We start from the raw sequence: 11,967 nt of genomic DNA, 5'->3' as shown, positions 1-11,967 counted from the left end.
GATCAGAGGCGGCCGGCGGCCTTCAGGGCGAGGTAGGCGTCGGCCAGGGCGGGGGCGATGTCCTCGGGGGCGGCGTCCACGACCTCCACCCCGTGGCGGCGCAACCTCGCGGTGATCCGGCGGCGTTCGATGCGGGTGTATTCGGCGGCCGCGGCGTCGTACACCTCTTCCGCCGTCGCCTTGCGGCCCGCCATGTCGGCCACCGCCGGGTCGGACACACCGGCCACCAGGACCAGGTGGCGCGAGGACAACTGGGGCAGCACCGGCATCAGGCCCTCGTCGAGCGCCGACGCGTTCAGGTCGGTCAGCAGGACCACGAGGCAGCGGCGCTTCGCGCGGGACAGGATGTTGGCCACCATGCCGGGGGAGTCGGCTTCGATGAGTTCCGCCTCGATGGGGGCCATGGAGTTGACGAGCGCGGTGAGCAGTTCGGTGCGGGAGGCGCCGGAGACCCAGGCGCGCACCGCGCGGTCGTAGGCGAGGAAGTCGACGCGGTCGCCGGCGCGGGCGGCCAGGGCGGCCAGCAGCAGAGCGGCGTCCATGGACCAGTCCAGGCGCGGCCAGCCGGGGACGGGGCGGGCCTGGTCCGACGAGGTGAGGACTTCCAGGGCGGCCCTGCCGGTGTCGCCGGTCAGCGGGACCGGGGCGGTGCCCACGCGCCCGGCCGACGTGCGGCCGGTGTCCAGGACGATGAGGACCCTGCGGTCGCGTTCGGGACGCCACGTGCGGACGACCACGTCGTGGCGGCGGGCGCTGGCCCGCCAGTCGATGGAACGCACGTCGTCGCCGACCACGTACTCGCGCAGCGAGTCGAACTCGGTGCCCTGGCCGCGTACCAGCGCGGGGTGCTGTCCTTCGAGCTCGCGCAGCTTGGCCAGGCGCGAGGGCAGGTGCTTGCGGGACAGGAACGGCGGCAGCACGCGTACCGACCAGGGCGCGCTGTGGGCGCCCTGCCTGGCGGCCAGGCCGAGCGGGCCCACGGAGCGGACCGTCACCGAGGCGGAGGCGCGGTCGCCGCGCCTGGTCGGGGTCAGCGTCACCACCAGGCGGCGGCGTTCGCCCGCCGGGACGTCCAGCTTCAGCTCACGGGGTGCGGCTCCGGCCGAGGGCGGCCAGGCGTCTCTGAGCACGCCCTGGACCCTGCGGGGGCCGGGGTTCTCCACGGTCAGTTCGACGGTGCCGGTCTGGCCGAGCCGTACCAGATTGTCGCCTGAGCGGTGGAAGCGCAGCGGGCGCACGGAGCCCGCGAGCACGAGGTCGACGGTGATCGCGGCGGCCAGCACGAACAGCCAGCCGAGCAGCGCGAACCCGGGCTCGGGCGCGATCAGCACCACCACGATCCCCACCGCCGCGACCAGCGCGGCCCGCCCCGTGAGAGCCATCAGCGCGGGACCGGGACCGAGGCCAGGATGCCGTCGAGCAGGCCGTCGGCGGTCGCGCCCTCCAGCTCGGCCTCAGGCCGCAGCTGGATGCGGTGCCGCAGCGCCGGACGGGCCAGCGCCTTGACGTCGTCGGGAGTGACGTACGGCCGGCCGGACAGCCACGCCCACGCCCGCGCGGCGGCCAGCAGCGCGGTGGCGCCACGCGGCGAGACGCCGAGCTGGAGCGACGGCGAGGTGCGCGTGGCCCGTCCGACGTCGACGATGTAGCCGAGCACCTCGGGCGCCACGTGCACCTTCGCGACGGCCTCGCGGCCCGCGGCGAGGTCGTCGGCGGTGGCGACGGGCTTGATCTCCGACAGGTCGCGCGGGTCGAAGCCGTTCGCGTGGCGCTGGAGCACCGCGATCTCCTGCTCGCGCGGCGGCAGCGGCACGGTCAGCTTCAGCAGGAACCGGTCGAGCTGGGCCTCGGGAAGCTGGTAGGTGCCCTCGTACTCGACGGGGTTCTGGGTCGCGCACACCACGAACGGGTCGGGCAGCATGCGCGCGGTGCCCTCGACGCTGACCTGCCGTTCCTCCATGGCCTCCAGGAGTGCGGCCTGCGTCTTCGGCGGCGTGCGGTTGATCTCGTCGGCGAGCATGAGGTTGGTGAAGACGGGTCCCTCGCGGAACTCGAACTCGGCGGTCTTCGCGTCGTAGATCAGCGAGCCGGTGACGTCGCCGGGCATCAGGTCGGGGGTGAACTGCACCCGCTTGAAGTCCAGGGCCAGCGCCGACGACAGCGTACGCACCATCAGGGTCTTGGCGACGCCCGGAACGCCTTCGAGCAGCACGTGCCCGCGGCACAGCAGTGCGATGACCAGCCCCGTCACCACCGCGTCCTGGCCGACCACGGCCTTGGACACCTCGGCACGCAGCGCGCCCAGCGCTTCCCTGGCCGAGTCGCCTCGGGCGGTGGCGGCGACGCGCGTCGTCTCCTCAGTGTTCACGCACGATCCTTTCGATGAATTCCAAGTATCGGGCCAGGGCGACGAGCCCGGCGTCGTCGGCGGGCGGCGGGCCGTACAGCGCGCCGCCGACCTGATGCGCGTCCTGCCCCGTCCGTACGGCCACCGCCGCCACGACCTCATGCTGACCGGCGCCGGGCGCGAGCCCGACCCGCGGCGTCAGCCGGTCGACGGTCCCGGCCCTGAGCACGGCGGCGGCCCGCTCCCTGGCCCGCCTGGCCCGGTAGAGGCGCCCCCGGCCCTCGACGGTCTCGGCGGCGCGCACCACGACGGGCAGCTTCTCGGCGACGACGGGCCCGAGCCTGCGCCCGCGCCAGTAGGCGGTGACGAGCACGGCCAGGCAGGCGGCGAGCACCGCCCACGGAACGCTGTCCGGGACCAGTTCGCCCAGCGACTTGCCGCCCGCCCCGGCCAGGCTGCCGGTCGGCGGCTGGTCGGGACGTACCAGCCAGGTGACGGCCGGCTTGGTCCCGAGCAGGTTGAGCGCGAGCGCGGCGTTGCCGTCCTCGGCCAGGTACTGGTTGGTCATGAACGTGCCGTCGCCGAGCACGGTGACCGTGCCGCCCTCGCCGGGCGCCTGGACCAGCGTCGAGCCCTTCTCGCCGGGGTAACAGCCGTTGGCGCCTCTGAACAGGTCGCCCCCCAGATAGACGCTGCCCGCCGCCCTCGCGGCCGGAAGGTCGCATTCGGGCTCTCTGGAGCGCACCCGGGCCGCCTCCGACTCGGGCGTGATGCCGGGAGCCAGCACGTCGAGCCCGTCCAGGTGGCCGACGATCACCCGGTCGCCCTGGAGCTGCGCGAGCCGGTCGAGTTGCTGCCAGTCGAAGGAGGCGGTGTGGGTGACGAGCAGGAGCCTGCCGCCGCCCTTGGCGATGGCGGCCTCGACCGAGTCGACCCTGTCGACGGTGACGCCCCGCTTGCGCAGCAGTTCCGCCAGCGCCTTCGAGCCTTCCATCGAGGTGTCGGCGGGGTCGAGGCGGCGTGCCTCGCGCGCGCCGGGCGCGAGCGCCACGCCGATGATCGCGGTCACCGCGACGAGCGCGCCGAGCGCGATCCAGAACCGTCCGGCCCGCCACAGCGAACCCGTGGTGGGCGAGGTGCTCACGCTCATGCCAGCACCGGCTTCGCCGCCTGGAGCCGCTGGTCCAGGGAGGTCATCGCGTCGTAGGCGGCGGGGGTGCCGGGCACGTCGCCGTAGGTGACGTCGTCGAAGGAGCGCGCGGCGGCGGCCAGTTCGCCGGCGAACGCGGGCAGCGCGGCCCCGGCCTCCGCGGCCAGTTCGTCGGCGGTGCGGCCGGGCAGGCCGTTCACGAGCGCGCGCTCCTCCAGGTCACGGGCGATGGCGCGCAGGCGTTCCTGGACCGCCTCGCTCCAGTGCTGCTCGGCGGCCAGCCGCTCGGCGATGGCGCGGTGCTCGGCGGCGGTCAGCGTGCGATCGTCGAAGACGAGGCCGGTGACGGGGGCGTTGCGCCGGGACGTCTTGCGCAGCCGCCAGACGACCAGGGCCGCGACGCCGAGGATGATCAGCCCGATGAGGATCGCCGCGATGACGCCGCCGGCGGCGCCACCGCCCGTCGCGGCGTCCAGCAGGTCGCCGATGAACTGCTGGACCACGCGGGTGATGCGGGCGAGCAGCCCTTCCTTCTCGTACTCGGGCCTGAGCAGTTCCTCCGCGGCGCGCCGTCGCGCCTCGTCCCGGCCGATCGGGGTCACGACCGGGCGGCGTTCGACGGGTGCCAGAGCTCGTCGGCGGAGGAGTGCACCCACCCCTGTCGCTGCTGTTCGATCGCCGCGGTCTGGAGGACCAGGTCGAAGGCCTCGCTGCGCATCCTGCGGTCGGCGTAGAGCAGACCGGCGACCGCCGCCTGGAACGGGTAGACGATCATCGCGGACAGCGTGGCGCCGATCGCGATCAGGACGGCGCTGATCGCCACCACGCCGACGCCGCCGGTGCCCGTCACGCCCAGCAACTGCGCGCCGAAGGAGAAGGGAATGCTCAGGACGCTGCTGACCAGGTACGCCAGAATCCCGGTCAGGAGCAGGATGCCGAGCACGCGCCAGAAGTCGCCGGAGACCAGCCGCCACGAGCGTTTCATGGCCTCGACCGGCCCGCGGCCCTCCAGCACCACGATGGGAGCGGCGAAGGCGAACCTGGTGTTGAAGAACAACGCGTACACGGCGTACAGCAGGAGCATCAGGAGCATCAGCCCGATCAGGCCGAACGCGCCTTCCGCCGAGCTGGTGTTCAGGCCGAGGACGACGAAGAGCGCCACCAGCGGTACGACAGGTGCAAGCATCACCAGCCCGACCAGCACCACGACGCCGAACAGCGCCCCGATCCTGCCCTTGACCAGGTGCCACGCCTCGCCGGGCGTGATCTTCCCGCCGAAGACCGACCGGCCGAGGATGCGGGTCAGGATGCCGGTGAGCACGGTGGTCACGACGAAGCCGACGACCGCCGAGATGAGGATGCCGCTGTAGCCGGCGACGACGGTGCCGATCACCCCGCCGCTGCTGACGCTCTCCGGGTCGCGGCTGAGCGAGGACAGCTGGCCGTTCATCACCGCGGTGGCGATCGCCACGGGCACCGAGGCGAGTGCGGCGGCCAGCGCCGACATGCCGAGGATGGCCTTCGGGTTGGAGCGGATGAACTTGATGGAGCCGTCGAGGATGTCGCCGAGCCCCAGCGGGCGCAGCGGGATGATGCCGGGCCGCAGGTGCTGCGGCGGCGGCATGTGGCCGTATCCGGGCGGAGGCGGCAGCTGCTGGTACGGCTGCGCTCCGGGAGGGGGCGGGGGAGGAGGCTGCTGCGCGCCGTGGGGCGGGGGCGGGGGCGGCTGCTCACCGTACGGCTGGCCGTAGGAGACCGGCTGCGGCCCGGATCCGGGCGCGGTCCATGGGGAAGCCGGCGGCGCGCCGTAGGGTGGGGGCTGCTCGGCCGACCATCCTGGTGGCCGCTCGGGCGAAGGACCGTCTGACATATCCCAATCCTGGCATGGTGGGCGACTCATTGGGGTCACGCGGTCGTTTCGCCCGGCTGAACTACCCCTGCATTCCAGGGTGTTTCCGGCCTGGGCAGAACTTCGGGGATAGCCGAAAGTCGGCCGGTTACCGCAGACTGAGAAGGTGGACGCCGCTGCAAGTCTAAAATTCGGCTTTTGATGTGCTGGAGTCACACCCATGAGCTGGGCAAGGGTAACCTACAGCAATCATGCGGGTATGTCCCACAATGCGTAGAACGAATGAGGGGCCATGAAAGGTCGCGTGCTGGTCGTCGACGACGACGCCGCTCTCGCCGAGATGCTTGGCATCGTGTTGCGCGGAGAAGGCTTCGAACCATCCTTTGTCTCGGACGGCGACAAGGCCCTCGACGCGTTCCGGGATACACGCCCGGACCTGGTTCTGCTCGACCTGATGCTGCCGGGGGCGGATGGCATCGACGTCGCGCGCAGGATCAGGGCGGAGTCGGGGGTTCCGATCGTGATGCTCACCGCCAAGAGCGACACGATCGACGTCGTACTCGGACTCGAGTCCGGGGCCGACGATTACATCGTCAAGCCGTTCAAGCCGAAGGAGCTCGTGGCTCGGGTACGGGCGCGGCTGCGCCGTACCGACGAGCCGACACCCGAGATCCTGCAGATCGGCGACATCACCATCGACGTGGCGGGCCACTCCGTCAAACGCGGCGAGGAGACCATCAACCTCACGCCGCTGGAGTTCGACCTGCTCGTCGCGCTGGCGCGCAAGCCGCGCCAGGTCTTCACCCGCGAGGTCCTGCTCGAGCAGGTCTGGGGCTACCGGCACGCGGCCGACACCCGTCTGGTCAACGTGCACGTCCAGCGGCTCCGGGCCAAGATCGAGAAGGACCCCGAGCACCCGGAGATCGTGGTGACGGTCCGCGGCGTGGGATACAAGGCAGGCCCGGCCTAGCGCCGGACCACCCCGAGCCATGCCCCCGACGACGAAGAAGGCCGGCCGCCGCCGTACGCTCCGCCAGATCCTCGGCGGCGTCCGGCGGCGGACCAGGCGTGCGGTGGGCACGGTCAGGCGCGTCTGGCGCCGTTCGCTCCAGCTCCAGGTGGTCACCAGCACGCTGGTGATCTCCATGACCGTGGTGGCGGTGCTGGGCGCCTTCCTGTTCCAGGAGATCAACGAAAGCGTCGTCAACGGACGCGCCCGCGCGGCGATGAACGAGGCGCTCAGCGACCGCACCCAGATCCTCGCCGCCCTGGCCCAGAAGCAGCCCGAGGACTCCAAAGCCGGAGAAGCGGGCAAGAAGCAGCCGCCCGACCCGCTCGACCAGGTGCTCAACGCCATCGCCGGCGTCAGCGAGAACGCCCCGCGCCTGCGCTACGACCTGCTCGTCCTCAACCCCCACGAGCCCGGCAGATCCCGCGCCATCGGCAACGTCAACCCCGCCGACATCCCGCTCCAGCTGAGCGAATACCTCGAACGTGACGTCAAGCGCCAGAAGTTCGACCATCCCTACTCCTGGCTGACGACCATCCCGGTCAAGGGCGAGCCCCGTCCCACCCTGGCCACCGGCGTCGTGATCAGCGTCCCCGGCGAGACCGGCGTCCAGAACTACGAGCTCTACCACTTCTTCCCGCTCACGCAGGAAGTCGAGATGCTCACCTCGGTGCGCCAGCTGCTGGTCGTCGTGGGCGTGGGCCTCGTGCTCCTGCTCGCCGCCATCGCCTACCTGGTCGCGCGTCAGGTCGTCACTCCGGTACGGCTGGCCCGCCAGGCCGCCGAGCGCCTGGCCTCGGGAAAGCTCGACGAACGGCTCAAGGTACGCGGCGAGGACGACCTGGCCCGCCTGGCCACCTCCTTCAACGAGATGGCCGCCAACCTGGCGTTGAAGATCCACCAGCTGGAGGAGCTCTCGCAGGTCCAGCGGCAGTTCGTCTCCGACGTCTCGCACGAGCTGCGCACCCCGCTGACCACCGTGCGCATGGCCGCCGACCTGCTCTACGACGCCCGCGAGGACTTCGACCCGATGGCCTCGCGCTCGGCCGAGCTCATGCAGGCCCAGCTCGAACGGTTCGAGTCGATGCTGGCCGACCTGCTGGAGATCAGCCGCTACGACGCCGGAGCGGCCACGCTCGACCTCGACTCCACCGACGTGCGCGACGTGGTCCTGCGCGCCATCGCCGACTCCGAGGCGCTGGCCGAGCGGCACTCCACCCGCTTCGAGCTGCGGCTGCCCAGCGAGCCCTGCATGGCCGAGATCGACAGCCGCCGGGTCGAGCGGATCCTGCGCAACCTGCTGTTCAACGCCATCGAGCACGGCGAGGGCAAGGAGATCGTGGTGTCGGTGGGGGCCGACCGGGACTCGGTGGCGGTAGCCGTACGGGATCATGGGGTTGGTCTGAAGCCCGGCGAGGACAACATGGTCTTCGACCGCTTCTGGCGGGCCGACCCCTCGCGGGCCAGGACCATCGGCGGCACCGGGCTCGGCCTCGCGATCTCGCGTGAGGACGCCACGCTGCACGGCGGCTGGCTGCAGGCGTGGGGGCAGCCGGGGGACGGCTCGCAGTTCCGCCTGACGCTGCCCAGGGCGGCGGGGCTCGACCTGAAGGGCTCGCCGCTGTCGCTGGTGCCGCCCGAGGTGGAGATGCGCCGCACCTGGCGCGGCCACATGACACCGGTGCTCACCCCGGCCACGGGGGATCTCCATGACGAGTAGCAGGCGGGCCCTGGCCGCGGTGCTCACGCTCGCGTTCGTGCTGTCGTGCGGCTGCGCGGTCATCCCGGTGGGCAGCCCGACCGCGCCGGAGGAGGCGGTGGGCGGTGACCTGACCAAGCCGTTCGTGCGCCTGATCGTCTCCCCGCCCAAGAACGACTGGACGCCGCGGAAGGTCGTCGAGGGGATGCTCGCCGCCATGGCCGCCTACCCCGACGACCCCACGACGCTCCTGCAGTACATGACGCAGCGGGCGCGCAACGCCTGGCGTCCCGTGGGCCCGATCACCGTGATCGATCCGCCCACGTTCAAGGAGGACAACGGGACGGTCCAGCTCACCGCCAACAAGATCGCGCGCATCGAGGACGACGACCGGTACGTGTCCGACGCGGAGAAGCTGACGCCGACCTTCACGCTCAAGAAGGAGTCCGGCGGCTGGCGCGTCGACGGCGGGCTGGAGAACGGCCTGATGATGCGGGCCGATGACGTCGGCCGGGCCTACCGTCCCACGCTGCTCTACTACCTCAACGGCGCGCAGAAGCCGGACGGGCTGCTGGTCTCCGACGCGGTCCACCTGCGGCTCAAGCCGGGCGAGAACCTCGCGGAGACGATCATCGAACGGCTGCTCAAGGGACCGAGCAGCGCGCTGCGCGGCGCCGTCGGCACCGCGCTGACCGGCAACGTCGGCGTGGACTCCGTCACCGCCACCGACGACAAGGTCGTCATCAGCCTCAGCGGCGCGCCCGCCCTGGCCGACACCGACGCCTTCAAGGCCCAGCTCCGCGCCAGCCTGGAGAAGGTCACCGCGGCGCAGCCCATCGACGTGCTGCACAACGGCGAGCCGTACATCCTGGGCATCCAGCCCAACGACGCCCAGACCTGGTATCCGTCCACGAAGAGCCCCTCCTATTACACGACCGGCGGCGCGGTGCACTTCACCAGCACCGAGGGCGCGGGCAACGCGGTCAACGGCCAGGCGGGAAAGCCGAACGGCTACACCGGCCAGGCCCTCTCCAAGGACGGGGACAAGGTCGCCGCGGTGGGGGCCGACGGCATCTACGTCGCCCCCGTCAATCCGAACGGCCAGTGGGAGCGGGTCATGGAGGGCCGGCTCACCTCGCCCTCCTGGCATCGCGACGGATCGCTGTGGGCGTTCGAGAAGGGCTCGGGCGCCGTGCTGCGCCGCGACCCCGGCGGCGCGCCGACGCGGGTGGCGGCTCCGGAACTCGATGGCAAGGACGTCACCGACCTGCGGATCTCGCGTGACGGGGTACGCGTGGCCGCCGGGGTGGGCGGCAGGGAAGTCCGCGTGGGCGCCATCACCGGCGGCAGCCTAGGGCTGATGCTCGGCAACTTCCAGCAACTGCTGACCGTCCGCCAGGGCGAGACGGTCAAGGACATCGCCTGGCGCGACGGCGAGCACCTGCTCGTCCTGGTCTCGGGCAAGGCCGGGCAGACGCTCATGGAGATCGACGTCGGCGACGGGGAGACGGCCACGCTGACCTCGGACAAACGCCTCGACTCGATCGCCGCGCTGGGACCGCAGATCATGGCGGGAACGCTGGACGAGGCGACCGGCGGCCCCGCCGAGATCCTGGAGTTCAAGGACCAGCAGGGGTGGGTCACCAAGGTCAAGGAGACCTCGCAGGAGCCGATCTTCCCGCTGGGATGAGACCTTTCGGGATCGGAACTGTCGGTGACGCCCGGCAGGCTGTGCGTCATGTTCACCGCTTTGCTGGACGTGCTGGCGCCGCAGGTCTGCCTGGGATGCGGTCTGGCCCATATGGGGCGGGTGTGCGACGGATGCCTGGCCGGGTGGGTCGGCTCGGTGGCGCCGCGGATGCCGGTTCCGGTGCCCGCCGGGCTGCCCCGGTGCTGGTCGGCGGGTGACTACTCGGGGTCGCTCCGGGAGGCGATCCTGGCCTACAAGGAGCGTGGGCAGACCGGGCTGGCGGTGCCGCTGGGGGAGGCGCTGGCGTACACGGCCCTGACGGCGCTGGCGGCGCGGGGCGGGCCTCCCGGGGGCGTCGTGGTGGTGCCGGTGCCGAGCGCGCGGCGGGCCGTACGGGGGCGCGGGCACGATCCAATGCGCCGGCTGGGAGCCCTGGCCGCTTCGCGGATGCGGGCGGCCGGTGTGCGGGCCGTCCTGGTTCCGGCGCTGGCGCAGGCACGGCGGGTGGCCGACCAGGCGGGCCTGAGCGCCACGGAGCGGGCCGCCAACCTCCGGTCGTCTCTCAGGGTCACCGCTCGGCTGCGAGGCGCTCCAGGGGCCTCTGTGGTCCTTGTGGACGACATCGTGACCACCGGCGCCACGCTGGCCGAGGCCGCGCGGGCGTTGCGGTCGGCGGAGGCGGAGGTGGTGGTGGCCGTGACGATCGCCGCGACACGCCGAAGATCTTGAAACGCTTTACCATCACGCTCGGTGAGAACGGGTGTCAGTGGCCTGTCTCACCTTGGGGCCACATCTACGTTGCCTGGCCGACGTGCTGTGGCAGCTCACCCCTCTGGAGAGGCGCGTCCATAAGGGATACGGCCCCACCAAAAGGGGCATCTCACGGCTCATGTAAGACGAGAGAAAATCACGGAAAGTGATCCTTTGACCGATCCTCCGGCTGACATTCCTTCCCGATGCGGATAGCGTTCTGACATGGCACCCGTTCGGGTCCGTGGTTGCGCAGAGCCGGGGCTCCCGGCTCTGCTAGCCGATGCCAGCCGCAGGCGAAACGGTCCACGTAAGGCGACTCTTTGTCGACTGATCACGGTGCGGCTTAGGGGTAAGTCCTGCCTTCCCGAGGGTCCAGATGTCCCTCGTCAGGAGAGAAGGGCAGTAGTGGCAGCAGAGCTGCGAAACCCTCAGCAGGCGAATGTGGGGTCGAAGACCAGGTCGGCCGGGCGGGTGCCATACACCGAGTTCCCGGTAACGAATCGTCGGAAGAGGGTAACGGTGAGAGAAAGGCAGACAGAAGACCCCGCCCGGCAGGCACGTCGTCGGGTGCTCTTTCTCAGTCGTTAGACGAAGGGGGGCTGTTGCATGGACATCATCGTCAAGGGCCGGCACACAGGAGTGAGCGACCGGTTCCGCGACTTGGTGACGACCAAGCTGGCCAGGATCGAGCGTCTGGACAACAAGCTCATTCGAGTCGATGTGGAGGTGTCGAAAGAGCGCAATCCGCGCATCACCGACCAGCGTGAGCGCGTCGAGCTGACCATTCACTCCCGAGGCCCGGCCATCCGCGCCGAGGCGTCGGCCGACGACCGATTCGCCGCCCTCGACATCGCACTCGACAAACTGGAAGGCCGCCTCAGAAGGCTGGCCGACCGCCGTAAGGTCCACCACGGCAACCACGCCATCCCCTCGGTGGCAGAGCTGACCGCGACCCTCGGCGACGTCGCCGAATCGGCGCCGCGGAAGGCCAAGGTGGTCCCCGAACAGGCAGAACCCGAAGTGGACGACCTGCCTGACGACAAGCAGTACGACGACATCGTCCCCATCGAAATGGACGGCGACGGTCCGCTCATCGTCCGGGAGAAGAATCACAAAGCGGAACCCATGACCATCGACCAGGCCCTCCTCGAGATGGAGCTGGTCGGCCACGACTTCTATCTGTTCCGTGACAAGGAGAGTGGTCAGCCGAGCGTCGTGTACAACCGGCGCGGCTACAACTACGGCGTGTTGAGGCTCGTCGAGCCCTGATCGCCGGTTCAGAAGATCTTCTCGACCACCCTAGGACCGCGGCACCCGTGCCATCATTGGCGGTTCAACGGCTCTGGCCCCCCACGAGGAGGAGACGTGAGCGAGCGAAGCGTTCGCGGTTGCGAACTCCAAGCCCTCCAGCGAGGAGTTCCCATCGGCGAGCCCACGCGAAGCGACGACAACACCGTCGCGCGGCCGATC

At 70.8% G+C, this 11,967-nt stretch carries 10 protein-coding genes; 5 read left to right on the top strand and 5 right to left on the bottom strand.

All coding sequences use genetic code 11. The features are described from left to right. Positions 1 to 2: 2 nt before the first annotated feature. The 5 genes from ACIBHY_RS38150 to ACIBHY_RS38130 are packed head-to-tail and all read right to left on the bottom strand — an operon-like array spanning position 3 to position 5,367. Entirely contained in the window at positions 3 to 1,382 is a 1,380-nt protein-coding gene (locus tag ACIBHY_RS38150; protein ID WP_397309252.1) for a DUF58 domain-containing protein, read from the bottom strand. Then, a complete protein-coding gene (locus tag ACIBHY_RS38145; protein WP_397252097.1) occupies positions 1,382 to 2,368 on the bottom strand; it encodes an AAA family ATPase in 987 nt (328 codons plus the stop codon). The genes ACIBHY_RS38150 and ACIBHY_RS38145 overlap by 1 nt, the downstream gene beginning before the upstream one ends. After that, positions 2,358 to 3,497, bottom strand: coding sequence for a DUF4350 domain-containing protein (locus tag ACIBHY_RS38140; protein WP_397252095.1), 1,140 nt, complete (start codon positions 3,495 to 3,497; stop codon positions 2,358 to 2,360). Before ACIBHY_RS38140 ends, ACIBHY_RS38145 begins: the two co-directional genes overlap by 11 nt. After that, entirely contained in the window at positions 3,494 to 4,099 is a 606-nt protein-coding gene (locus ACIBHY_RS38135) for a DUF4129 domain-containing protein (protein ID WP_397252094.1), read from the bottom strand. The genes ACIBHY_RS38140 and ACIBHY_RS38135 overlap by 4 nt, the downstream gene beginning before the upstream one ends. Then, the gene (locus ACIBHY_RS38130; RefSeq protein ID WP_397309251.1) at positions 4,096 to 5,367 is read right to left on the bottom strand and encodes a glycerophosphoryl diester phosphodiesterase membrane domain-containing protein; all 1,272 of its coding nucleotides are present in this window, start codon (positions 5,365 to 5,367) and stop codon (positions 4,096 to 4,098) included. Before ACIBHY_RS38130 ends, ACIBHY_RS38135 begins: the two co-directional genes overlap by 4 nt. Before the next feature lie 271 nt (positions 5,368 to 5,638). On the opposite strand from ACIBHY_RS38130, the gene mtrA reads away from it, so the two are divergent. From mtrA to hpf, 5 genes are all read left to right on the top strand, one after another. Continuing rightward, positions 5,639 to 6,316, top strand: coding sequence for an MtrAB system response regulator MtrA (mtrA, locus tag ACIBHY_RS38125; RefSeq protein WP_043620615.1), 678 nt, complete (start codon positions 5,639 to 5,641; stop codon positions 6,314 to 6,316). Between the two features lie 19 nt (positions 6,317 to 6,335). After that, entirely contained in the window at positions 6,336 to 8,075 is a 1,740-nt protein-coding gene (gene mtrB, locus ACIBHY_RS38120) for an MtrAB system histidine kinase MtrB (protein ID WP_379609863.1), read from the top strand. After that, a complete protein-coding gene (locus ACIBHY_RS38115; protein ID WP_397252092.1) occupies positions 8,065 to 9,744 on the top strand; it encodes an LpqB family beta-propeller domain-containing protein in 1,680 nt (559 codons plus the stop codon). Before mtrB ends, ACIBHY_RS38115 begins: the two co-directional genes overlap by 11 nt. A 48-nt stretch (positions 9,745 to 9,792) precedes the next feature. Beyond that, entirely contained in the window at positions 9,793 to 10,473 is a 681-nt protein-coding gene (locus ACIBHY_RS38110; RefSeq protein ID WP_397309250.1) for a ComF family protein, read from the top strand. A gap of 630 nt (positions 10,474 to 11,103) precedes the next feature. Further along, positions 11,104 to 11,766: a ribosome hibernation-promoting factor, HPF/YfiA family gene (gene hpf, locus ACIBHY_RS38105; protein ID WP_379609860.1), complete on the top strand. Its 663-nt coding sequence runs from the start codon at positions 11,104 to 11,106 to the stop codon at positions 11,764 to 11,766. The last annotated feature ends 201 nt before the right edge of the window (positions 11,767 to 11,967 follow it).

It is taken from the genome of Nonomuraea sp. NPDC050547, assembly GCF_044457345.1.
Taxonomy (GTDB): domain Bacteria; phylum Actinomycetota; class Actinomycetes; order Streptosporangiales; family Streptosporangiaceae; genus Nonomuraea.
This window is presented reverse-complemented; position numbering and strand designations above follow the sequence as displayed.